At 37.4% G+C, this 23,990-nt stretch carries 20 protein-coding genes and 1 tRNA gene; 13 read left to right on the forward strand and 8 right to left on the reverse strand.

Annotated elements, in window-relative coordinates; translation table 11 throughout:
- Nucleotides 1-509: 509 nt before the first annotated feature.
- The 4 genes from IQ215_RS03035 (at nt 510) to IQ215_RS03050 (ending at nt 6,221) form a co-directional block, all read left to right on the forward strand.
- A complete protein-coding gene (locus tag IQ215_RS03035) occupies nt 510-1,679 on the forward strand; it encodes a class I SAM-dependent methyltransferase (RefSeq protein ID WP_193799848.1) in 1,170 nt (389 codons plus the stop codon).
- Nucleotides 1,680-1,938: 259 nt separating this feature from the next.
- Nucleotides 1,939-4,449: an EAL domain-containing protein gene (locus IQ215_RS03040; RefSeq protein ID WP_193799849.1), complete on the forward strand. Its 2,511-nt coding sequence runs from the start codon at nt 1,939-1,941 to the stop codon at nt 4,447-4,449.
- Between the two features lie 402 nt (nt 4,450-4,851).
- Nucleotides 4,852-5,721: a phycobilisome linker polypeptide gene (locus IQ215_RS03045; RefSeq protein WP_193799850.1), complete on the forward strand. Its 870-nt coding sequence runs from the start codon at nt 4,852-4,854 to the stop codon at nt 5,719-5,721.
- A 122-nt stretch (nt 5,722-5,843) separates the two neighbouring features.
- Nucleotides 5,844-6,221: a hypothetical protein gene (locus IQ215_RS03050; RefSeq protein ID WP_193799851.1), complete on the forward strand. Its 378-nt coding sequence runs from the start codon at nt 5,844-5,846 to the stop codon at nt 6,219-6,221.
- Here IQ215_RS03050 and IQ215_RS14545 read toward each other — a convergent pair.
- From IQ215_RS14545 to lpxD, 6 genes are all read right to left on the reverse strand, one after another.
- Nucleotides 6,155-6,403 (reverse strand): DUF7219 family protein, encoded by a 249-nt coding sequence (locus IQ215_RS14545; RefSeq protein WP_431355517.1) that lies wholly within the window; start codon nt 6,401-6,403, stop codon nt 6,155-6,157. The genes IQ215_RS03050 and IQ215_RS14545 overlap by 67 nt on opposite strands.
- 125 nt (nt 6,404-6,528) lie before the next feature.
- The gene (gene nadC / locus IQ215_RS03055) at nt 6,529-7,374 is read right to left on the reverse strand and encodes a carboxylating nicotinate-nucleotide diphosphorylase (protein WP_347239015.1); all 846 of its coding nucleotides are present in this window, start codon (nt 7,372-7,374) and stop codon (nt 6,529-6,531) included.
- 182 nt (nt 7,375-7,556) lie between these two features.
- Entirely contained in the window at nt 7,557-9,470 is a 1,914-nt protein-coding gene (locus IQ215_RS03060; RefSeq protein WP_193799853.1) for a GTPase family protein, read from the reverse strand.
- Nucleotides 9,471-9,690: 220 nt separating this feature from the next.
- Entirely contained in the window at nt 9,691-10,512 is an 822-nt protein-coding gene (locus IQ215_RS03065) for a pentapeptide repeat-containing protein (protein ID WP_193799854.1), read from the reverse strand.
- A 16-nt stretch (nt 10,513-10,528) separates the two neighbouring features.
- Entirely contained in the window at nt 10,529-11,764 is a 1,236-nt protein-coding gene (locus tag IQ215_RS03070; protein WP_193799855.1) for a lipid-A-disaccharide synthase-related protein, read from the reverse strand.
- 61 nt (nt 11,765-11,825) lie between these two features.
- Nucleotides 11,826-12,857 carry a UDP-3-O-(3-hydroxymyristoyl)glucosamine N-acyltransferase gene (gene lpxD, locus IQ215_RS03075; RefSeq protein WP_193799856.1) on the reverse strand — a complete coding sequence of 344 codons (1,032 nt, stop codon included), beginning with the start codon at nt 12,855-12,857 and terminating at the stop codon, nt 11,826-11,828.
- 5 nt (nt 12,858-12,862) lie between these two features.
- Here lpxD and IQ215_RS03080 point away from each other — a divergent pair, with 5 nt between their 5' ends.
- The 9 genes from IQ215_RS03080 (at nt 12,863) to IQ215_RS03120 (ending at nt 22,869) form a co-directional block, all read left to right on the forward strand.
- Nucleotides 12,863-13,438, forward strand: a complete 576-nt coding sequence (locus tag IQ215_RS03080) for a TerD family protein (protein ID WP_193799857.1) — start codon at nt 12,863-12,865, stop codon at nt 13,436-13,438.
- A gap of 377 nt (nt 13,439-13,815) precedes the next feature.
- Entirely contained in the window at nt 13,816-15,039 is a 1,224-nt protein-coding gene (gene chlP, locus IQ215_RS03085) for a geranylgeranyl reductase (RefSeq protein ID WP_193799858.1), read from the forward strand.
- 373 nt (nt 15,040-15,412) lie between these two features.
- Nucleotides 15,413-16,420 (forward strand): Npun_R2821/Npun_R2822 family protein, encoded by a 1,008-nt coding sequence (locus IQ215_RS03090; protein ID WP_193799859.1) that lies wholly within the window; start codon nt 15,413-15,415, stop codon nt 16,418-16,420.
- A gap of 48 nt (nt 16,421-16,468) precedes the next feature.
- Nucleotides 16,469-17,548: a glycosyl transferase gene (locus IQ215_RS03095; protein WP_193799860.1), complete on the forward strand. Its 1,080-nt coding sequence runs from the start codon at nt 16,469-16,471 to the stop codon at nt 17,546-17,548.
- Between the two features lie 202 nt (nt 17,549-17,750).
- The gene (locus IQ215_RS03100) at nt 17,751-18,260 is read left to right on the forward strand and encodes a dihem cytochrome c family protein (RefSeq protein WP_193799861.1); all 510 of its coding nucleotides are present in this window, start codon (nt 17,751-17,753) and stop codon (nt 18,258-18,260) included.
- A 101-nt stretch (nt 18,261-18,361) separates the two neighbouring features.
- On the forward strand, nt 18,362-18,478 hold the full coding sequence (gene petG, locus IQ215_RS03105; RefSeq protein ID WP_015221511.1) for a cytochrome b6-f complex subunit V: 117 nt from the start codon (nt 18,362-18,364) through the stop codon (nt 18,476-18,478).
- Nucleotides 18,479-18,826: 348 nt separating this feature from the next.
- On the forward strand, nt 18,827-20,251 hold the full coding sequence (gene glgA / locus IQ215_RS03110; protein ID WP_193799862.1) for a glycogen synthase GlgA: 1,425 nt from the start codon (nt 18,827-18,829) through the stop codon (nt 20,249-20,251).
- Between the two features lie 285 nt (nt 20,252-20,536).
- Nucleotides 20,537-21,109 carry an L-threonylcarbamoyladenylate synthase gene (locus tag IQ215_RS03115; protein ID WP_193799863.1) on the forward strand — a complete coding sequence of 191 codons (573 nt, stop codon included), beginning with the start codon at nt 20,537-20,539 and terminating at the stop codon, nt 21,107-21,109.
- A 65-nt stretch (nt 21,110-21,174) separates the two neighbouring features.
- Nucleotides 21,175-22,869, forward strand: coding sequence for a helicase HerA domain-containing protein (locus IQ215_RS03120; RefSeq protein WP_193799864.1), 1,695 nt, complete (start codon nt 21,175-21,177; stop codon nt 22,867-22,869).
- A gap of 16 nt (nt 22,870-22,885) precedes the next feature.
- On the opposite strand, the gene IQ215_RS03125 is transcribed toward IQ215_RS03120, so the two are convergent.
- Together IQ215_RS03125 and IQ215_RS03130 are read right to left on the reverse strand one after the other, a co-directional pair.
- Nucleotides 22,886-22,957 (reverse strand) — tRNA-Gly (locus tag IQ215_RS03125).
- 62 nt (nt 22,958-23,019) lie between these two features.
- Nucleotides 23,020-23,979: a GDP-mannose 4,6-dehydratase gene (locus IQ215_RS03130; RefSeq protein ID WP_193799865.1), complete on the reverse strand. Its 960-nt coding sequence runs from the start codon at nt 23,977-23,979 to the stop codon at nt 23,020-23,022.
- Between the last annotated feature and the right edge of the window lie 11 nt (nt 23,980-23,990).

Below are 23,990 nucleotides of genomic sequence, written 5' to 3' on the forward strand. Positions count from 1 at the left end.
GATAATTTTTCAATTTAGTTTTTTATTGAGGGGTTTTATGAAAAATTTGATTGGTAAGTTTTACCATCACCTATCCTCTAATAAATTACATAGGGAATAGAAAATATTTAATAAATTAAATTAAAATTCATTGTTTGGGGAATATTTGTATATTAATTTTATCGATGTAGTCTCATGGGCGGATTTGGTGTTAGTTGATTAATAAAGATTTATGGAGGGGGGTAATGATTTATGTTAGCTTTATTTAGCAAAGGAGGATTAAGGTAAGTAATGGATAATTAATTTCTATTAGCTGATAAATTTATCCGTTTCTTAAGCTAGTCTTTATATACTTATTTTGATTAAAGTATTTTTTGAATGAAGTCTTAAGCACTGAAATGTTATTTCTGTTTATTCTTTATAATACTTTTAAAAGGGATAGGGGCGATCGTTTTTTGGTAAAATTATCTTTACAATCAATGTAAGTTAAGTAACTTTTTCTTACTATCCATTGACTCCCCATTGTTTTTATGTTGCTAAATTCTAATAATTCTTCGTTGCTTGATAAGGTTATTTATCGCATTAACGCTTCACCAGAGAAAAAGATAACTTTTGCTGAGTATATGGATATGTGTCTATATGATGAGCAGTATGGATATTATACGTCAAAGTCGATCGCCATTGGCCCTGAGGGAGACTTTTTTACTTCTTCTTCCATATCTTCTGATTTTGGAGAGTTATTGGCAATACAAATGGAGGAGTTTTGGCAGGTTTTGGGGCAACCTAAGTCTTTTAGAATAGTAGAAATGGGGGCAGGAGAAGGTATTTTAGCTAAAATTATTTTAGATTATCTACAAAGTAAGTTTCCTTCTTTTTATGAATGTATTCAATACTTAATTATTGAAAAGTCAACGGCTTTAAAAATCAAACAAAAAGAAACCGTTAACCCCACAAAGTATCCTATTATTTGGCAAGATTGGCAGGAAATTGACTCGGAGTCGATTATCGGTTGCTTTATTAGTAACGAGTTAATGGATGCTTTACCTGTCCATCGTATCATTAAAGATGAGGGGGAGTTAAAAGAAATTTATGTAACAGTGGAGGATGGTAATTTAAGAGAAATATACAATAATTTTTCTACGGATAAAATTGAAGAATATTTAATGATTAATCACGTTAATTTGAGGGAGGATAGCTATCCTCATAATTATCAAACAGAAGTAAATTTATTCTCCTTGGAGATTTTGGCAAAAATTGCTCAGAAATTAAAACGAGGTTATGTTTTAACGGTAGATTATGGTTATGATGCCCAAAAGTTTTATCATCCGCAAAGATATGAGGGAACTTTAAAATGTTATTATCAACATCGTCATCATCATAATCCTTATGTTAATCTTGGTATTCAAGATATTACTAGCCATGTTAATTTTACTGCCTTGGTAGAATCAGGATTAAATTTTGGTTTAGATAATTTAGGATTGACGCAACAGGCTTTATTTTTAATGGAATTAGGACTGGGCGATCGCCTTAATGACTTATCCAGTGGTAAAATATTATTATCAGAATTGTGGCAACGTCGAAATCAACTTCACGAATTAATTAACCCTCAAGGTTTGGGCGGTTTTTATGTGTTACTACAAGGGAAAAACTTAAGGGAAACGGAAAGAAAACAAACCCTCAAAGGTTTTACTAACTTCTAAGGTTTAAAGATACTATCCAAGGTATTTTCTTTATCTTTTTTTAATAAAAATTTTAGATAGAAATTAGTTATATTACAAGATTAAAAAATTATCTTAAAGTAATGATGATATAGATTAATTGAGCTATATTTAAGATTAGTTAATCTATTTTAGATTTGTTCAATATAGATTGAAACAACATTTAATTATATAAACCTTTATGGGATAAATCTTTTATGTATATCTCAACTTCCCATTAACTCTCCTTCAATGATTTATTATGGTTGCATTTAGTCAAGACTCTCAACATAGAATTACCATCGAATATGATAATCAACAAAAACTAATTATCTTAAACAATCAGGTATATTCTATTGGTCGTCATTCTAGCAATACTATCGTTATTCATCATCCAACGATTTCCCGTTATCATTGTACAATATTACCCGTCAAATATAAAGAAAATAGAGGTAAAAAAGTATTCTGGATTATTGACGGAGACTTAAAAGGCAATAGAAGTGCTAATGGCTTATATATTAATGGTAATAAATGTTTATCCCATGAATTAAAATGCGGGGATAGTATCGGCATTGGAGGACAAAAGGTTTTATTATCCTATGATTTAATTAACCCTAATCGTGATGATGATGAGGAGGAAGAAACACAACCTTTAATTACTAATACCTTTGTTAAAGATGATGTCTTAAAAATTGAGGAGAGAGACACTTTAATTCAAGATACCTATTCTGAATCTACCCCCACTAAATTTAGGAAAGAAAGGCTTTATTTAATCAAAGAAATTTTAAGGTTAATTCACAGTGAAAAAGACAAACTAGCTTATGGGATTATTGAAATAGATTTAAAGGGAATCATCATCAAGACAAATAACTTTTTTGAGCAATATTTTGCTAACCTTTTAGTCAATCCAGAAGATAATCCTTTTTTAACTAATCTTGTGGAAGAAGTTAATAAAAAACAAGAGCAAATTTTCATCCGTGAAGTAACCTACGATAGTCATCGATATACGCAATCAGCTTATCTTAGTGACGATGATATTATCATTAGTCATATTTTTGAATTTACCCATCATAATCAGGTAGAAAAAGCCCTGCAAGAAAGTGAAGAAAAATATCGGGCGGTGGTAAGACAAATATCAGAAGGAATTGTCCTAGTTGATCCTATCACAAAAGAAATCTTAGAAGCCAATAGCGCTTATTGTGATTTAACGGGGTATCGTGGTGAGGATATTTTATCCCTGAAAATTTATGACTTAATGGCGGTGGATAAAGAAATTATTGATAGTATTATTGATAAAATTCATCATTATCGACTTGATTTGGTGCAAGAATCCCTTCATCGTTGCCAAGATGGTAGTTTACTTCCTGTGGAGGTAAATATTAGTATGATTTTTTATAGTGCCAAAGAGGTTATCTGTTATGCGGTAAGGGATATTACGGAAAGAAAAATATCTGAGGAGATGTTACGTTACCAAGCATCCCATGATTTATTGACTAAGTTGGGTAATCGTAATTTCTTTAATGAACAATTATACAAGGCGATCGCCAATGCCAGTACCTATGAGCAAAAAATCGCCATATTATTTATTGATTTAGATCGTTTCAAGAATATCAATGATACCTTAGGGCATCACATTGGAGATCAATTTTTACAAAGTGTAGCCAAAAGACTAGAAAAAAGTTTACGAAATGTAGATTTTATCGCTAGATGGGGGGGAGATGAATTTACGATATTATTATCTAACATCAAAACCAGTGACGAAGTAGCAAAGGTAGCCCAAAGAATTTTAGACAGTGTAAAAAAACCTATTCAAATTTTAGAGTTTCAATTATATGCCAGTTTGAGTATAGGTATTGCTATTTATCCCCAAGATGGAGATAACCCCGATACTTTATTAAAAAATGCCGATGTCGCCTTATATCGCACTAAGGAGTTAGGGGGGAATAGCTATCAATATTATCAACCTTTCATGAATCAACAACATACTGAGTTGTTACAAATGGAAAGTTATCTATATGATGCCCTCACAAATAAAGAATTTGAATTATATTACCAACCGCAAATAGATATTACTAAACAAAAAATTGTCGGAATGGAAGCCTTAATTCGTTGGAATCATCCTTTACTTGGTAGAGTTGCGCCCAATAATTTTATCCCTATTGCTGAGGAAACAGGATTAATCGCCCCCATCGGGGAATGGGTAATAGAAGAATCTTGTCGTCAAAATAGCATATGGCATGATTTAGGTTATGGTGATTTAAAGGTTGCTGTTAATATTTCTGCTAGGCAATTTCAACATAAAAATCTTGTTTATACCATCGCTAATATTCTGACTAAAAATGGTTTATCTCCTCAATTTTTAGAAGTGGAAATTACGGAGAGTAGTATTATTCAAAATCCTGATTTAGCGAAAAAAATTCTTACCCAATTAGATGAATTAGGTATAGTGGTAGCCATGGATGATTTTGGCACGGGTTATTCTTCTTTGGGATATTTAAAAAAGTTTCCTTTTTCTAAGATAAAAATTGACCAAAGTTTTGTCAGGGAGTTGAAAAATAAACAGGAAGATTTGGCGATTATTTCGGCGGTGGTAATTCTTGGTAGGGGAATGAATTTACAGGTAGTGGCAGAGGGCATCGAAAATGCCCAACAACTTAAATTGTTACGGGATTTAAATTGCACCACAATGCAGGGTTACTATTTTGGTAAACCGATGAATGCGAAAGAGGCTACTTGTTTTTTGGGGGAAGGGTTGAGGGGAAATAAGAATTAATCATGGATAGTTATTCTTGGTATTTTTTGCTCATTTTGTAAAGAAATGTGAATATAATGTTAAGTTTTGCCAAAAGTATTGCTTATGCTGACCAAAAATCGATTTTTTTTTGTAAAGTTATTTACAATTCTTGATGATCAAAATGCTTAATTCATTGTATAAATGACTTGTCAGTTTAATAAAACTGAAACCATAGCAAAAACACCTTTTATAACCTGATATGGAAAGGAAAAAAATATAAAGTCCTTACCTATCAAGACTTACACCATTTTATTATCTACCAATTAACAAGATGTTTTTTGATTAGTCACAGGCTGATTAAACAGATACTTGTAAACAAGATGTAAAGTTTTGTAACAAAACTTAAAAATAGATTAATCCACATACATAGGAGAAACATAAATGTCTTTAGAAAGAAGCGCTAACTTAGGCTTAAGTTTTTATGAAGAAGACAATATCATTGAAAGAAAGCCCAATGATTCTGATGAGCGCACTAATCAAATTATCAACGCTGTATATCGTCAGGTGTTGGGTAATTCTTATGTGATGAAAAGTGAGCGAGTGATTAATGCGGAGTCTCGTTTTCGTAATCGTCAGTTGAATGTCAGGGAATTAGTACGGGCGATCGCCAATTCTGATGCTTATCGTCGTCGTTTCTTTGAAACCTGCCCCCGTTATCGTTTTACGGAGTTAAATTTTAAACATCTTTTGGGGCGCACCCCTGAAAACCAAGATGAGATGAGATTTCATAGTGATATTCTTGATAACTACGGTTATGAGACTGATATAAATGCTTATATCGATAGTGAAGAATATACTGAAGCCTTTGGGGATGACATTGTACCCTATTTCCGTGGCTATAAAACCGATAACAATCGCACCATGGTGGAATTTACCCATAGTTTTGCGATGTTGCGCGGTGTGGCTAGTAGTGATTATGGTGCAAATTTAACTTCCCCTGTCATCCATAAAAATGTTTTAACTCAAACTCCTATCTCCATCAAACCTCCTTCTGGGGGCGCTGCCGGTGATGGTTGGGCATTCCAAGGCACTCCCCTTGATTCTGCTACCCGTCAGGGGGTTGGCGCTGATGAGGATGGAAGAATTTTCCGTGTGGAGGTGACTGGTTATCGTGCTAAAACTTTTAATCGGATACCTAAATTCTCTCGTCCTAACAAAGTTCACATGGTTTCTTATAGTCAGTTATCTGAATTGTATCAAAGAATTCATAAGCAAGGTGCGGCGATCGCATCTATTACACCCATTAACTAACTTTTAATAACTTAAGGATAACTGATGATTAATAAAAAATAACTATTAATTATTGGTTATCCTGTTTTTTGTTAACTAGATTATAGTCTCCAAGCATTTTTTTTGAAACTGAACGTATTATAATGAGAGTCTCGAATAAGGATAAAAAAATTAGTCAATCCACAGCAATTCGTAAACTGCAAACATGGATAAAAAGTAAACATCTTATTTGTAGCGGAAGTTTTTTTATTCTTGAAACGGTGGAATATTCGATGATAGAAAGATTTGAAACTTTTATCAGAGTATTAGGAGGCACACTCATCACCGTTGATTCGAGTAAAAGAGTCTTAATCGGTAATCATCGCAAAGTAATTCTCTATCAAGCCAAAGCAAGTTTGCATACTCCTCACCATGACTTAAGAGATTATTGGAAAGAAAATGGTTGTACTTATACCTATTTTGATGAGCGCCAGGGTTTTGGGGGTGAAAGTTCTATTTTGTCCCAAAGTTGTTCAATATAATGATAGGCTTGTTGGGATGATAGTTTCCCATTGCTATGGAGGGCGGAAATATAACCGACTCGATGGGTAAATTCTTGTAAGTTGCTGTTAAAAAGAAATCCCTGTAAATAATCTTGCCCGTGATAAGGGGTTTTGGGGAATAGAAAATCATCTCGGGAAGTTGTGGGAAGATTTTTCATCATTTAACCTCTATGGTACTTATTTACGTTGAAAAGTTAATCTTGGATTAATCAATCCTTAACCAAACCTTAACTTTATCTTAACGTAATCCTCTGAGATGTTAAATAAATGTGATCAAAACTTTACTTTAAAATTTCATGCTTAAGTCTAACCAAGGGGCGCGAGTGATGGTGGCGCTAGTGGAAATAAAATCAATACCTGTTTGGGCTATTTGTTGAATATTGTCAAGGGTAACGTTGCCAGATGCTTCTATTTTGATGTTTTGATTACTTTGTCTAATAATAGTGACGGCTTGTTTCATCTGGGCAATGGTCATGTTATCTAACATAATAATATTAGCTTGATGTTCGATCGCCTCTTGGACTTGTTCAAGGTTATTGGTTTCTACCTCGATGGTAAGGGGATAAGGTATATTACCACGAATAAGGGCGATCGCCCTTGCAATACTTCCCGCCGCTTCGATATGATTATCTTTTATCATCACCGCATCATCTAAACCCATGCGATGGTTGATGGCGCCGCCTATCTGGGTGGCATATTTTTCTAAAATTCTTAAACCTGGGGTAGTTTTACGGGTATCTACTAATTGGGTGGGATAATGGGCAATGGCTTCTACATATTTTCTCGTCATGGTGGCGATGCCACTAAGGTGCATTACGAGGTTTAGGGCTACCCTTTCTCCTGTTAATAAGGCATCCATTTTTCCTGCCATGGTTACTAATTTTGTCCCCGCTAAATAATATTTACCTTCTTCTATTTGTTCAGTGAATAATAGCTTTTCATCTAATAATTGAAACACCATTTTTGCTATGGGTAAACCTGCTATTACTCCATCTTCTTTTAATAGCCAGTAGGCTTTTTGGTGGCTATTTTCTTCGGTGAATATGGCATTTGTGGTGCGATCACCCCTGCCAATATCTTCCAATAACCAAGTTTTTAATAGGGGTTCTAAAATTAATTTTGAAGGTAAAATTGCCATTATTTAAAAGTAAAAAAATATAATGATTATTAGTAACAAATTATCAGATTTTGATCAATATTATTTGAGTTATTGCGAAATAGGTTTTGTGCCAAATTTCGTTCTTATTTGATAAGGGTTTAAGATACGTAGATATTTAATTCACAACAAGTCTATTAATTGTGCATTGTTAATTGTTAATTGTCAATTGTCCATTGGGTAAGATAATATTGATAACGTTGTTTAAACTGATTAAAAGTCAAATTTTTTGTCCAAAATTCCACTAAACCATGACCTAAAGCCCATGCTTCTTGATCAGGAGTGCCATTATTTTCGATTAAAATAGTCCATAAAGAAAGTAAATCAAAAGATTGTTTATCCTCAGCCAATAGAGAAAATAAATCATAGGCAAGTTGTAACTTACCAATCACCAACGGTAATTGCTCAACAGGTATTCTTTGCGCAAGGATATAAGCTAATTGGGGTGAACCGGTGGTTAAAGTAGAGATAAACTGTAGTACAGGGCTTTTAAGTAGCGCTGTTAATCCTTGGGTTGTCGCCATTTGTAGGGTATATTTATCAATAATCTTTGCCGCCGCCGTGCTTTTAGCCTCTAGGTTACGGAAAAAACGAGCCAAACGAATTTGTTTAGCAGGGGCGATCGCCCTTAGAATATGAATAGCTAAAATATTATCATACCAAGACTCTCGAACAACATCACCATAACTAGCAGTAACCACAGGTAAAACCTCCTCACAAAACGAGCCTAAATTTTCCTGACGATACCTCAACGCCTCCCGAATAGAAACCTCCTTAGGTTTATTTCCCTCTTGCCAATCATAGGGGGGTTGCCACTCACGCACAGGGCGTAAACGATCAACTTGAGTAACAATAGTAAAAATAGGAATATCTTGGGCATTCTCCCGTAGTTTAACCAAAAAATCTCGATCCATTTGTAAAGCAGGATCAAGGGCTGGATTAAGTAGCAAAACAATATCCCCATGACGGGCATAATCCAACACCTTTTCTTGATATTCAGGGCGATTTATCTGCTCATAACCGGGGGTATCAAGAAGATTTAATTGCTCTCCCGTGTTAGCTTTCCATTGATAACTTTTAATATCCGTAGTGCTAGGTAAAAGATCAACTTCTGCAGTATGGGCATTAAACAAAGTATTAATTAAACTACTTTTTCCTGCTCCCGTCCTACCAACTAACAAAATATTAACAGGTTTTTGCTCAATTTGTTCGGGGGTTTGAGACTCAGAAAGAATCTCCTGTAAAGTTTTAGTATTGGTGCTAGGAAGGCTTTTTTGAGGGGAAACAAACTTATCGAGGGATAAACTTTCATTACCGTATAACAAGGCCGTTTGCCTAGCAAGATTACTCAGGGCAACTTCCCTTAAAATTTGACTCAGATTAATTAATAACTCTTGGTTAGCCTGTTGGGTAGTGGTATTACTGGCGATTTTAGTCACCGCCACCGCAGGATTAAGCACCCATTGCGCCCAATTCCATACCTTGATTAATTTTCGGGCAGAGGGTTCTAGTTTACGATATAGTTGATAACCCTGATAACCTTGGGCAATGGACACTTGATTGAGGGCAGGGGATAATTGATTCATCCATTTATCCATATCATCCACCGTCCCTCTAATTAAACTGTATGCTTGGGGTATGTAAATATTGAGGAGGGGATATTTTTCTTCAGGATAATAAATAAGGGCGATCGCCTGTACCAAATCTTGACAACGTTGGAAAAAAAGTTGAAAATCTTCCCACAAAGGAGGATCATCTTTGCTTTCTTGGATAACCTTTTGTAAAGCGGATTCAAGTTTTGTTAAAATTTCAGGATCATTATTATCAAAAGAAGAACGATTATTTAAACTTTCTTGGGCAGAGGCGATCGCACTTTCCACACTAGGCATCAAAGGCTTAGTCCACCTTACCAACAGCCAACGCCACCCCACAAACAACACCACAAATATTGCCCAAATCCAATTTATACCCCACCGATGAATCTGTAACCCCGTAGCCACCACAAAAAATAACACCATCACCAGCGCGGGGGTAGCCAAAATAAACCATTGCCAAGATTTTAAACGAACCATAATTAGGGTCTTCTGAATGAATTATAAACTAGACATATCAAGTATTTGAACACATTATAACCATCAAAAAATACAGAAAAATAATGTTTTTTTTTGCAAAAACACAGTTAAAGAGCAAAAACCATTACCTATTCCCCGCCCTGACGACTCCACTTTTTCAACAAACCCTAATTAGGTATTGAGGGAATAAAAGTAATGCAGAGTAAAATTATCCAGCAGATTAATTTAAAACCACCCCATCAAGGATAGCCCCTTCAAAATTAGTATTATTAGTTTGAGCATCAATCAAATTAGCATTAGTCAGATTCGCCCTCATAAAATTAGACCATGATAACTTAGCTCCCGAAAAATTTGCCTTAGAAAAATCAGCACTACGTAAACTCACCCAAGTCACCATGGCATCAGTCAAATTAGCACTAAGAAAAACCCCACTAGCAAAATTACCAGCGCTCAAATTAGCATGACTAAAATTCGTTTTCGTGGCATTAATACCCACCGCATTAACACTATTCAACTGAGCAAAAGAAAGATTAGCCCCCTCCAAATTAGTATTAAGTAATAGGGCATTGGTGAGGTTACAACCCTGTAAATTTGCTCCCTGAAGATTAGCACCGCTCAAATTAGCCCGACTCAAAAGACAGTTTGTCATCTGGGCTTTAGTTAAATTAGCATCCTTAAGGATGGAATCATGGAGAAGGGCATAAATTAATTTTGACTCACTCAAATTAGACTCCGTGAGATTGGCCGCCCGTAAACTAGCATCGGTAAGGTTAGATTTAGAAAGATTACTTTGAGTCAAGTTAGAGGTAATTAAGTTGATGCCTGTCATATCTCCTTGAAGGGTGGCATTTTGAAGGTTACAACCCTTAAGATTGGTTTCAATCAATGAGCAGTTAACAAATTCTACCCCACTTAAATCAGATTCCTTGAGGTTAGCACGACTCAAGTTAAGATTACCATTGAAAATTTGACCATGGAGATCTAATTTTTCAAAGTTGGTTTCTCCGTTTTCATATCTTTCGATTAATTCTTTGATGTCCATAATCATGATTTTTCGTTTACATTAATTGATTGATTAAGTGGTGAGCGATTTTGCGAGATGCCCCCTGATTTCCCATTCTTTTTTTTCCATTTTCGGCTACTAATTGCCAATAGTCTGGATTTTCTAAGGTTTTTTTTATTTTATTTACTATTTCTTCTGGTTTCTCTAATACATTGATGGAATCTCCGAGCAGATAACTTTGATTTTGGGCAAATTGACGATTAAATTGTGGTCCTTTACCGATAATGGTTATGGCACTTTTTCCTAGTCCGATAAATTGCTCTGTGGCTGTCCCTGCCATGGCGATCGCCATGTCGCCATAATGAAGACAATCGGCATAGGCACTCTGACTAATAATTAATGTACCTTGTTTTGCTTGAAAGTTCACTATTTTTTGATCCCTGATGGGTAAGGGTTTTTGTTGGGTTTTACGGAGGCGCCATGAAGAATTAAGGGATTCTATAAATGGTTCGAGGGGTAGGGAAGGGGCGATCGCACCTAGAAATAAAAATTGATAATCCATTGATTCTAAAAGACAATCCACAGCCCGAAGAATAAGTTGCCAATTGTCAAGGGCTTCGGGCATCCTCGAACCTGGTAAAAGCACTATTTTTAAATGATTTTCATAGGGATCAAATTCCAGATTAAAATGATGATCAGCAATACCATCCATCATGGGATTACCCACATCCAAAGCGTTAATATGCCGTTGGGCTAAACTATGGGCGGTGATGGTATCTCGAGGAAATACCCCCCGACAACGGGAATGACTCATTAACCATCTTTCCCAAGGATAAAAAACACTACCAAAAAAACGATCTAATCCATTGGTATGGGGTAACCATCCCCCCTCATCTTTCCAGAAATACTCAGATTTTGCCGTAGGTACAAAGCTAAATTCAGCGCCACTTAACCAAGCAAACACACAGGGTAATATATCCCCCACTGCCAATATTTTTCCCCCACCCTTAGCCCATTTTTTGATGGCTTGATATTGAGCAATAGTCAGTTGTATCAATCCTTGTTTCATATCCCCCCAGAGTTGTTTTTTGTCCATATAAACAAATCCTCCTGAGGGCATCTGTTTTACGGGGGCAATAATGGGTATATTAGCTTGAGTGTAGGCAAATCCTTCCCCCACTAGGGGTAAAGAGGCGATGACCATTTCTGGCTCTATTAACTGTAATTCCTTGATGATTTTAACGGCAATGGTATCTTCTCCATGACCATTACTCAATACCAATAATTTCATAATTTATTCATTTACATTGTGTCCTAAAAATGGCTTGACAAATTCCCCATTAGCACTTTATCTAAAGATTTTTTTTCAAGGTGCGATGAAGTTTATACATTTCGGGAATATGTTTATAAAGGGCTGCTAATTTTAAGTAGAGACTATGGGGCATCGAAGGTGTACCAGAAACGATGTCCCCTGCCTTAACACTACTAGAAATTCCCGTTTGAGCTGTGGCCGTTGCCCCATCACCGATGACGGCTTGATTAGCTACTCCCACTTGCCCTCCTAAAATAACCCTATTACCGATTTCTACTCCCCCTGCCAAACCTACTTGCCCTGCAAAGGCGCAGTTTTCCCCTATCTGACAATTATGGCCCACATGGACAAGGTTATCTAACTTAGTATTTTTACCAATTTTTGTAGTTCCCAAGGCAGGGCGATCTATTGTACTATTACACCCTATTTCTACTCCATCTTCTAGGATGACATAACCTGATTGGGGCATTTTATACCAGCCCTGAGGTATGGGAACAAATCCAAATCCTTCTGCTCCAATTACCGCCCCGCTATGGATTACACAATCTGAACCCATGTGGGTTCTTTCATGGATGCTACAGTTACTATGGAGTTCGGTGCGATCGCCGATAACACATTGAGGATAAACCACCACATTAGGATGGATAACCACATCATTCCCTAATTTTACTCCCTCACTAATCACCGCATTAGCACCAATGGCAACATTTTTGCCCATAATCACTCCCTCACTAATCACCGCCCGGGGATGTATCCCGGAAGAGGGTTTGTAGGGTTGATAAAAAAGGGCGATCGCCCGAGCAAAGGTGAGACGAGGTTGTTTTGAGGATAGCCATGCAATGCCCCTTTGGGTGGCTTGTTCCTGTAAAGATTTATCTAATGGTAAAATAAGAGCATCGGCGGCAGTGGTAGCCACCATTTTGGCAAATTTATTGCCCTCAATATAACTGAGGCTATGGGCGATCGTCTCTTGAATCCTCGTAATACAAATAATTTCAGGATTAAGGTCAGGATTATCGTTTAAACTATGGTTGTCAGGGGATAATTGACTAACAATATCACTAAATTTCATAAGTTATGACTATTTCACTGGAAAAAGGACAAAGAATTTCATTATCTAAAGTAGCACCTAGTCTCGTCGCTGGATTTATCGGATTAGGTTGGGATGTTAACGTTACCGATACGGGAGGAGATTTTGACCTAGATGTCTCACTTTTCCTCCTAGGGACTAATGAAAAGATTATCTCTGATAAACATTTCATTTTTTACAATAACTTAGTTAGTCCAGATCCAGATCAATCCGTTAAACTTTTAGGAGATAACCGCACAGGGGAAGGGGAAGGAGATGACGAAGGCTTAATTGTTGACTTAAGGAAAATCCCCCCCGAAGTCAAAAAAGTTGTTATCACCGTTACCATCTATGAAGCCGATAAAAGAAAACAAAATTTTGGTCAGGTGAATAACGCCTATATCCGCCTAGTGGATGTACAAACCAAAGAGGAGGTTTTACGCTACGACTTGAGCGAAGATTTTTCTGTAGAAACTGCCGTTATCATGGCGGAATTATATAATCAAGACGGCGATTGGCGTATTAATGCTGTGGGTTCAGGTTTTCAGGGCGGTTTACAAGCATTATTGGATCGATATAGTTAATAATTGACAATTGACAATGAACAATTGACAGTTAGAATGTTTTATGGTGAAAGTACGGGTAAAAAAGGCGTTGCTTGATTATCGTGTGAAATATAATTAAATGATATTAGACATCGAGATGTGAAAACATATATTCTCACCGTTGCCTATTCCCTGTTCTCTGCCTAAATCATACCTAAAATCAGCAACGCCCCAAAAAATCATTGCCCATTCCCTATTGCCCTAACATGAGAAATATTAAGAAATATTGCTTTCTTTGTTAAGGACTGTTGCAATATGGAAAAATTTTCTCAAAGGGGGGACATTGTCCCTTACCTTTTTATAATAGATAGAACAAGCAATTTATAAAAAATATAAATTTTAGGAGCAAGAATACCGTGACAATTCGGGTAGCAGTAGTAGGCGGTGGACCTTCTGGATCTTCAGCAGCCGAGATTTTAGCAAAAGCGGGTATCGAAACCTATTTGTTTGAAAGAAAACTAGATAACGCTAAACCTTGTGGCGGTGCTATTCCTCTATGTATGGTTGATGAGTTTGATTTACCTCCCGAAATCATTGATCGTCGAGTACGTAAGATGAAGATGATTTCCCCTTCTAATATTGAAGTAAACATCGGTCAAACTCTCAAAGATAACGAATACATTGGAATGTGTCGCCGTGAAGTTTTAGATGGGTTTATGCGCGATCGCGCCGCCAAACTAGGGGCAAACCTCATCAATGGCACCGTATATCAATTAGACATTCCAGGCAACGACAATGATCCCTATACCCTTCATTATGCGGATCATTCCAATGGTAGCGCCCAAGGGGAAATGAAAACCCTTAAAGTTGATCTTGTTATTGGTGCTGATGGTGCCAACTCTCGTATCGCCAAAGCCATTGATGCAGGGGACTATAACTATGCGATCGCCTTCCAGGAAAGAATCAAACTCCCCGAAGACAAAATGGCCTACTACGAAGAATTAGCCGAAATGTATGTAGGTAACGATGTATCCCCCGACTTTTATGCTTGGGTATTCCCCAAATATGATCACGTTGCTGTGGGTACAGGTACCATGAAAGTCAACAAAGCCATGATCAAAGACTTACAAGCAGGTATCCGTCAAAGAGCCGCCAAACGCCTAGAAGGTGGCGAAATCATCAAAGTAGAAGCGCACCCCATCCCCGAACATCCTCGCCCTCGCCGTGTAGTCGGTAGAGTAGCCCTTGTGGGTGATGCCGCAGGTACTGTTACCAAATCTTCTGGGGAAGGTATCTATTTCGCCGCTAAGAGCGCTAGAATGTGCGCTGAAGTGATTGTGGAAACTAGCAACAACGGTCAAAAAGTACCCACCGAAGCAGATTTAAAAACCTACCTCAAACGTTGGGATAAACAATACGGTGCTACCTATTTAGTATTAGACATCTTACAAAGAGTCTTCTATCGTAGTGATGCCACCCGTGAAGCCTTCGTGGAAATGTGCGCCGACATCGATGTACAAAAAATTACCTTCGATAGCTACCTTTACAAAACCGTAGTACCTGCCAATCCTTTAACTCAACTCAAGATTACTGCTAAAACCATCGGTAGTCTGTTGCGTGGAAATGCGCTCGCACCATAGAGGATAAAATTAAATAAAAACTATATAATTTTAAGGGTAAGTGATCATAGTATTACTTACCTTTTATTTGTTAGTAAAAAAATATCAATAAATTGAGAATTTTTAGGAAATATATGTAAGAATCATTGTCTTTTGTTAAGAACTAATGAACTGAACCATTCTAATATTAAAATAGCTAAATTTCTAAAGATAAATCCTAATACTTTACTAACTAGACATGAAAATAGAAATGAAAATAAAATAAATATTATTGAAAAACTACCAGATCATTTTGTTAAAGATAGAGTAATGTTCTATTATAGCGATATTATTAATAAATATTTTCCAGAAATATTAGAGCAATATAATATAAAATAAATAAAAAGTAATTCTCATGAAAGGTATTTATACATTAGCGAATGATGTTGTTTTTGATCAATTAATTGCCCTCTTAAATAGTATTGAAATTAATTATGGAAAAAATATTCCTGTTTGTGTTATTCCTTATGACGATCGCACTTTAAAAGTAAAAAAGGAAATTGAAAAAAGAGATAATGTTGAATTATTTGATAATAAAAGTATTTTAGATGAATGGAAGGATTTTGCAATCAAAGTCTGGAAAAGTAACCCATTAGCCACTAAAACTTGGGAAAAAAAGGGGATTTTTGATTTTCACAGATTAGGAACTCATGCTAGATTTTGTGGGTTCGATGATCATAGTATATTTTCTGAGTTTATTTATTGTGACGCAGACATCTTAATTTTGAACTCCCTTGATTATATTTTTGAGAAGCTGTCAGAGTATGATTTTGTAGTTTATGATTTTCAACATAAAGATCCATCTCATGTATATAATATAAACTCTCCTCAATTATTCACAGTTTTTCCTGAAGAAAGAATTAAATCTGATATTTTTTGTTCTGGATTTTATGGTTCAAAAAAAGGTTTATTTAGTCAAGATTTTAGAAAATATACAATTCAAAAAATAGCAAATCAAGACTCTGAAATAATTTATCCTTGGGCCCCTGATCAAACTATTCTTAATTACATGACGATGATAACTGATCTTCAAAAATATAACTTCGCCCTTGAATTACCCCCCGAAGAAATAACAGGAAATGCCGTAACTTCTCCCCATTTTGAGTATAAAAACAATCTTTTATATGACAAAGGAATTAGACTAACTTATCTGCACTACATAGGAATTCCTGCTAGTGTTTTTACGAGGGTATGTGCAGGGGAAAACCTTGATTTTCCCTATCGAGATATTTTCTTGCATTATCGTTATTTACATGAACCTGAAAAGATGCCAAAATTGGTAGGCAAACCTAAACCCTATAACCCTCCCCCAACTTTTATGGATAAAGTTTTCAGAAAATTGGGAGTAAAAACAAAGAAATAATTATTTCCCATGGGATAAGATTTGCTGTCAATGATTTAATTTTTATTTATGTCACGGCCTGTATTATATTGTGCGATAACGAATCATGGTTTTGGGCATTGTGTGCGCATGGCTTCGGTGGCGGCTGCGGTGCAAAGGATAAACCCTGAAATTTTGTTGGTAATGGTGACGACGGCGCCCCGTTGGTTGTTAGAATCATACATTGAAGGTGATTTTATATATCGCCCTCGGGCGTTTGATATTGGGGTAATTCAGCGGGATAGTATTCAGATGGATTTGGGGGCTACCCTGGAAAAGATGAATGATTTTCGGCAACGTCAGGGGCAAATTGTGGCGGGGGAGGTAGAGTTTATTAATCTTAATGGGGTATCTCTTATATTTGCTGATATTCCTGCTATGGTGACAGAAATTGCCAAAAAAGCTGGGATTCCTTGTTGGATGATGAGTAATTTTGGCTGGGATTTTATTTATCGTCCTTGGGGGGATGATTTTAAGCCCATTGTATCATGGTTAGAGTCTTGTTATGGTCAGTGCGATCGCCTCTTACGCCTACCCATGCACGAAGAAATGAGTAGTTTTAACCATAAGGAAGATATGGGATTAACGGGGGGTAATCCTCGTTATTTGGAACAAGAATTAAGGAATAAATTTAACATTCATAAGCCAAAAGAAAAAACAATTTTATTAAGTTTTGGAGGGCTAGGATTACAATCAATTCCCTATCATAATTTAGCCCTTTTTCCTGACTGGCAATTCATTTCCTTTGACAAAAATGCTCCCGATTTACCCAATTTATTAAAGATAACAGATACTTACCTTCGTCCCGTAGATTTTATGCCCTTGTGTGGCAGAATTATGACTAAACCTGGTTATAGTACCTTCGCCGAAGCCATGAGATTGGATTTACCGTTAGTGGTTTTAGATCGTTTAGGATTTGCGGAAACTCCTTTATTAATGGATGGTTTAAAAAAATATAGCTATCATCAAGTATTAAATAATGAACAATTTTTTGAGTCTGATTGGACTTTTTTGAAACAAGAATTAAATCCTCCTTTAACGAATGAAAAGTTAAGGAAAAATGGTACTGAAATGATCGCACAAGAGATAGTTAATTATTTTAATAATTAGGATAAAACTGTTCAAGATAATTAACAATGGACAATGGACAATGGACAATTAATTATTATCTTTTGTCTTTTGCCTATTACCTATTGCCTGTTCCCCGTTCTCTGTTCCCTGTTCCCTTCTCCCCATTGACAACTATTATCCCCAACGGAGGTTATGATAGATAAACGTTTATTATTTTGCAAAAGTAAAGTGCGATCGCCCCATGAAACCAGACAAAGATAGAAAAAGATATATATTGATCTTAATCTCCATAGTAACCATTAGTTGGAGTATCATCATGGGCAGTATTACCACCAAAGCAATGGCAAATCCCATAGGTACAAAATCTGTAGATATGGTTGCCGAGAGACATAGAGTAGGAAAAGAAATTTATCTTGAAAACTGCTCCACCTGTCATATTGCCATACCCCCCGCCGTCTTACCCACCGAAACATGGAAAACCATCCTCGAAAACCCCCTCAACCACTACGGCACCAGACTAGAAGGAATAATCCGTTTTAATCAAGTATTAATGTGGCAGTATTTAAGTACCTATTCTCGCCCCATTTCCGTCAACGAAACCGAACCAAAATTTATCGCCCAATCCCGGTACTTTTTCGCCCTCCATCCGGGGGTTGAAGTGCCTTCCCCTGTCAGTCACACCAGTTGTGTTGAATGTCATTCTAGGGTATCAGATTTTGATTTTCGCACCCTAACCGAAGAATGGCAGTAAACTTTAGCTTTATGGAGAAAGAATTTGATCTAAATCAGTATCAAACTCAATGATATAGTAGTATCTATAGTTAAAAAAAGTTAACAACCTAGGAGAAAAAAATGGTAGAGCCTTTATTATTAGGGATTGTCATCGGACTAATTCCCGTTACCTTATTAGGATTATTTTTTGCCGCTTATCGTCAATACAAACGTACCAACGAAATTGGAATCGAATAATTAGGCAAAGAGTTTAAGTGTTAGGTTTCAGACAGTTGAATAATTGATAATTGAGGCGTTGCTGACTTTAGATATAATTTCTTGTTTAAGCAGGGAATAGGGAACGGGGAACGGGCAATGGTGATAATATTTTGATGCCTCAGTTTCTAGTGTCTTTCAATCATATTTCATACCATAATTAAGCAATACCGATAATGAATGATGATTATCTGTTGCCCATTGCCTATTGCCCATCTCGATGAAAAATCCTCGTAAAAATCGACAACGCCAAAATAATTTGGCATAGGTGCAAAGATTATGTCACAATCACCCTAGTCAATCAAGAAATCACATCTAGTCTGAATCACTATGCGAATTTTATTTGTGGCAGCGGAAGCGTCACCCATAGCAAAGGTTGGGGGTATGGGAGATGTTGTTGGGGCATTACCAAAAGTATTAAGAAAATTAGGTCATGATGTTAGGATAATTATGCCCTATTATGGCTTTTTGCCTGATAAAGTGGATATTCCCACCGAGCCTGTGTGGTGGGGAGATGCCATGTTTCAAAAGTTCGCTGTATATGAAACGGTTTTACCTGAGACGGATGTTCCTCTTTACCTATTTGGACATCCTTGTTTTTCTGGGCGTAGTGTCTATGGCGGTGATGATGAGTATTGGCGCTTTACTTTCTTTGCCAATGGGGCGGCGGAGTTTGCTTGGAATTATTGGAAACCTCAAATTATCCACTGTCATGATTGGCATACGGGGATGATTCCTGTGTGGATGAGTGATTCTCCTGATATTAGCACTGTGTTTACTATTCATAATTTAGCCTACCAAGGGCCAGGTCGTGAAATGCTTGAACAGATTACATGGTGTCCTTGGCATATGCAGGGGGATAATGCCATGGCTGCGGGGTTACAGTTTGCAGATTTGGTAAATACTGTTTCTCCTACCTATGCAGCACAAATTAAGACTCCTGAGTATGGGGAGAATTTACACGGTTTGTTGTCTTGGATTAGTGGCAAGACGAGGGGAATTATTAATGGCATTGATACGGAAAAATATAACCCTGCCACTGATAGATTAATCGCGCAAAACTTTACCCCTAAAACTATCGAAAAGCGTCGTCTAAATAAGGTTAGGTTACAGGAGGAGTCGGGGTTAGAAATCAATCGTAACGCCTTTCTAATTGGTATGGTGACTCGTTTGGTGGAACAAAAGGGTATTGACCTTGTTTTACAGACTTTGGAGCGATTTTTGGCTTATACTGATGCTCAATTAATTATACTGGGTACGGGCGATCGCTTTTACGAAACCCAATTATGGGAAATCTCTGCCCGTTATCGTGGTCGCATTTCTGTGCAACTATTGCACAATGAAACCATTTCCCGTCGAGTATATAGCGGCATTGATGCCTTTTTGATGCCTTCTCGTTTTGAGCCTTGCGGTATTAGTCAGATGTTGGCAATGCGTTATGGAGCTATTCCTATCGTTCGCAAAACAGGGGGTTTAGTGGATACTGTACCATTTTTTGATCCTGCCAATGAAGAGGGTTTGGGCTATGGTTTTGATCGTTATGAGCCTCTGGATTTATATACTTGTATGATTAGGGCTTATGAGGGTTTCCGCTTTAAAGATGCTTGGGAAAAACTACAAATTAGGGCGATGAGTCAAGATTTTAGTTGGTATCGTTCTTCGGTGGATTATCTTAAAATGTATCGAGAGGTGATCGGTGAAGCCCCTGAGTTGACTGACAAAGAGCAAAAAATTATTGACCAAAAAATTAAGTAGTTTTTGTTTATTAGTAAGGGGTTTAATCCCCTTTCCCAACAAAAATTAGTTGTCAAAAGATAGCAGTAGAGCCGTCAACTTAACCTCTTATATCAAGTCCGCTTGATCACTTACAAATTAGCAATATCAATTAGTTCAATAAATTAAACGAACTACCATTAGCCGTGTAATTCATTACACGGTGGGACTTAATTGTTCATTGTCAATTGTTTACACGGTGGGACAACGGCTTGATATTATAATTTCATTATCAATTCTCCATTTTCCATTATCAATTATTTCCCCATGGTTCTTGTTTCACAATCAGAGTTAGTACAAAAGGCGATCGCCCTTAAAGTAGTCAGTTTCCCCACGGATACCGTACCAGCGTTAGGGGTTGCCCCCGAAAAGGCAGACTTAATTTTTGAGCTTAAACAACGTTCCCTCGAAAAACCCCTCATTCTCATGACAGGGGACATTACAGACATATGGGAATATGTTGAAGGTAGCCATCAAGAGCTAAAAATGTGGCAGGAAATGGCCCATAAATACCTCCCCGGGGCGCTAACCATGGTATTACCCGCATCCTCTAAAATACCCGTCACCATGAACCCCCTAAACCCCACCAGTATCGGGGTAAGAGTACCTAATCACACCATTGCCCGAGAAATTTTACGGCAAACAGGACCCTTAGCCACCACCAGTGCGAATTTATCAGGGGAAGATGCTTTGACAGATATGGGGGCGATCGCCCTTAAATTTCCCACCGTCGCAGTGCTAAACCATGAAAATAAAATAACCGAAGCCATCCCATCCACAGTAATAAAATGGCAAAACGATAATTGGCAAATCCTCAGACAAGGAAAAATTATCATCTAAGATCAAATTTACCAACAAAAAGTTAATATAATTGACAAAATTGACTTTTCGGAGAACTTGGAAAATTGAATCAGCCTTTAGGATCAGTGATTGAAGGATCATTAAGCGAAGGATTAGAAGTGCGCTTACATCCCGATATATCCGTAGAAGAAATGCGGGTAGGTAAATTCTTAGTGGTACAAGGAAGCAGATCAAAATTTTTCTGTCTCCTTACCGACGTATCCCTAGGCACATCTACCCCCCGAATCTTTACCCATCCTCCAGATCCCGAAGACGATTTTTGGCGAGAAGTATTAGCAGGGAGCGACACCTACGGCACCATCGAAATTGCCCCCATGCTTATGTTAACCATAGACAACAGCATTGAAGCCGATAATCCTGACACTGTCACCATCAAAAATGCCTTTGGAGAATTTGACACTCAATTAAAACTCCTACCCGTAAAAACCATCCCCAGCCACTTTAGTCAGGTATATGAATCCACCGAAAAGGATTTTCGCTCGGTATTTGGTTGGGAAGACGATCCCCACAAGAAAAATTTTGCCATCGGTAAACCCCTTGATATGGAAGTGCCTATCTGTATCGATTTAGATCGTTTTGTAGAACGTAGTAACGGTATTTTTGGTAAATCAGGCACAGGGAAATCTTTTTTAACTAGGTTGCTCATTTCAGGCATTATCCGTAAACAGGCAGCGGTTAATTTGATGTTTGATATGCACTCCGAATATGGTTGGGAAGCCGTCAGCGAAGGAAAAAACTTAAGGACGGTGAAAGGTTTACGACAATTATTTCCCAAGGAGGTAGAAATTTATACCCTAGATCCTAAATCTACCCATCGTCGAGGTGTTCCCAATTCAAGGGATTTATTTTTAAGTTATGACCAAATCGAAATCGAAGATTTACGCCTCATTAGTCGGGAGTTAGGTTTATCGGAAGCGAGTTTAGATAATGCCAATATTTTGGCGGGGGAGTTTGGCAGAAATTGGATTTATCAACTCATCAACATGACTAATGAGGATATAGAACTTTTCTGTAATGAAAAACAAGGACATAAAGGCTCTATTATGGCACTTCAGAGGAAGTTAAAACGTTTAGAAAGTCTGAAGTATATGAAGTCGGTATGTCCTCACAATTATATCGAGGAAATTTTGGGCATTCTTGACGGCGGTAAACACGTGGTAGTGGAGTTTGGCTCTCAGGGTAATATGCTTTCTTATATGTTGGTGACGAATATGATTACCCGTAGGATTCACCGTGCTTATGTGAAAAAAGCAGAGACTTTCTTACAAACTAAAAATGTGATGGATAAACCCCGTCCTTTAGTCATTACCATTGAGGAGGCGCACCGTTTTCTTGATTCTAAAATTGTTCATCAAACCATTTTCGGTACGATCGCCCGTGAAATGCGCAAATATTTTGTAACCTTATTAGTAGTAGATCAACGTCCTTCAGGTATTGATAATGAAGTAATGTCGCAGGTGGGAACTAGGGTTACCTGTCTTTTGAATGATGAAAAGGATATTGATGCCATCTTTACAGGGGTTTCGGGAGCGAGTGGATTACGTTCTGTCTTAGCCAAACTCGACTCTAAACAACAAGCCTTAGTCTTAGGTCATGCAGTGCCTATGCCCGTGGTGGTGAGGACGAGAGCCTACGATCAGCAGTTTTATGCGGAGGTGGGTGAACCCGACTGGCAAACTATGGATGATCACACACTTCAGATAGAAGCAAAAAAAGCCAAAGAAGACCTCGGCTTTTAAGAAGATTAGTTATTCAAGCGGGTAACGCGATTCGAACGCGCGACATTCACCTTGGCAAGGTGACGCTCTACCACTGAGCTATACCCGCAATCAGCACATTTATTATTATGGCGAATTTATTTTTTTTTGTCAAGGATTTAGGCAATTTTTTTATTTATTAATCTTTGCCTCAATCATTCCTTTGACCACATCGGGCATTTTATACTGGGCTTCCCAACCTAATATTTGTTTTGCTTTTTGGGGGTTACCCTGACTAAAGGCTAAATCAGTGGGACGTAATAAAGTGCGATCGCACTCTACATATTTTTGCCAATCTAAATCAAAATAAGCAAACGCACAAGCCACAAAATCTTCTAACTTATAACTAACCCCTGTGGCAATAACAAAATCTTCGGGGGAATCATCTTGCAACATTAAATACATCGCCTCCACATACTCAGGGGCCCAACCCCAATCCCGACTAATATTAATATTACCCAAAGATAAAACCTGCTCCCTACCTTCCACAATATCAATCACCCGATCAATAATTTTTTGAGTCACAAAACGACGAGGGCGCAACGATGACTCATGATTAAACAAAATGCCCGTACAAGCAAAAATATCATAAGCCTCTCGATAATTAGCTACCTGCCAAAAAGCCGTTGACTTTGCTACCCCATAGGGGCTACGGGGGCGAAAAGGGGTATTCTCATCGGCTGCCTTAACTCCTATATCTCCAAAACACTCACTCGAACCAGCATTATAAAACTTAATAGGGCGATGGGTAAAACGAATGGCTTCCAATAGATTTAAAGTACCCGTAGCAATACTTTCTAAGGTTTCCACAGGCAATTCAAAAGATAAACCCACCGAACTTTGTCCTGCCAAATTATAAACCTCATCAGGCTCAGTCTTCATCAAAATTTGTAAGACACTGCGAAAATCATTCAGTGCCATAGATTCCAACTGAATTTGATCCTTAATACCTAACAGCTCTAAATTCTTAAACGAAGACATCTGAGCATCCCTCGAAGTACCAGCCACCTCATAGCCTTTTGCCAATAATAATTGAGCTAAATAAGCTCCATCCTGCCCCGAGATGCCACATATTAACGCTTTTTTGGTCATAAAAAGTTACA

This window comes from Cyanobacterium stanieri LEGE 03274 (genome assembly GCF_015207825.1).
Lineage (GTDB): Bacteria > Cyanobacteriota > Cyanobacteriia > Cyanobacteriales > Cyanobacteriaceae > Cyanobacterium > Cyanobacterium stanieri_B.

Bases quoted from the DNA above. Each gene is read 5' to 3' on its own strand.
- IQ215_RS03070 (WP_193799855.1), bottom strand. From the start codon at position 11,764: ATGAAATTATTGGTATTGAGTAATGGTCATGGAGAAGATACCATTGCC.
- IQ215_RS03035 (WP_193799848.1), top strand. From the start codon at position 510: ATGTTGCTAAATTCTAATAATTCTTCGTTGCTTGATAAGGTTATTTAT.
- IQ215_RS03045 (WP_193799850.1), top strand. From the start codon at position 4,852: ATGTCTTTAGAAAGAAGCGCTAACTTAGGCTTAAGTTTTTATGAAGAA.
- IQ215_RS03065 (WP_193799854.1), bottom strand. From the start codon at position 10,512: ATGGACATCAAAGAATTAATCGAAAGATATGAAAACGGAGAAACCAAC.
- IQ215_RS03050 (WP_193799851.1), top strand. From the start codon at position 5,844: ATGAGAGTCTCGAATAAGGATAAAAAAATTAGTCAATCCACAGCAATT.
- IQ215_RS14545 (WP_431355517.1), bottom strand. From the start codon at position 6,403: ATGATGAAAAATCTTCCCACAACTTCCCGAGATGATTTTCTATTCCCC.
- IQ215_RS03040 (WP_193799849.1), top strand. From the start codon at position 1,939: ATGGTTGCATTTAGTCAAGACTCTCAACATAGAATTACCATCGAATAT.
- lpxD (WP_193799856.1), bottom strand. From the start codon at position 12,857: ATGAAATTTAGTGATATTGTTAGTCAATTATCCCCTGACAACCATAGT.
- IQ215_RS03095 (WP_193799860.1), top strand. From the start codon at position 16,469: ATGTCACGGCCTGTATTATATTGTGCGATAACGAATCATGGTTTTGGG.
- IQ215_RS03100 (WP_193799861.1), top strand. From the start codon at position 17,751: ATGAAACCAGACAAAGATAGAAAAAGATATATATTGATCTTAATCTCC.
- petG (WP_015221511.1), top strand. From the start codon at position 18,362: ATGGTAGAGCCTTTATTATTAGGGATTGTCATCGGACTAATTCCCGTT.
- IQ215_RS03115 (WP_193799863.1), top strand. From the start codon at position 20,537: ATGGTTCTTGTTTCACAATCAGAGTTAGTACAAAAGGCGATCGCCCTT.
- IQ215_RS03080 (WP_193799857.1), top strand. From the start codon at position 12,863: ATGACTATTTCACTGGAAAAAGGACAAAGAATTTCATTATCTAAAGTA.
- IQ215_RS03090 (WP_193799859.1), top strand. From the start codon at position 15,413: ATGAAAGGTATTTATACATTAGCGAATGATGTTGTTTTTGATCAATTA.
- IQ215_RS03130 (WP_193799865.1), bottom strand. From the start codon at position 23,979: ATGACCAAAAAAGCGTTAATATGTGGCATCTCGGGGCAGGATGGAGCT.
- IQ215_RS03060 (WP_193799853.1), bottom strand. From the start codon at position 9,470: ATGGTTCGTTTAAAATCTTGGCAATGGTTTATTTTGGCTACCCCCGCG.
- glgA (WP_193799862.1), top strand. From the start codon at position 18,827: ATGCGAATTTTATTTGTGGCAGCGGAAGCGTCACCCATAGCAAAGGTT.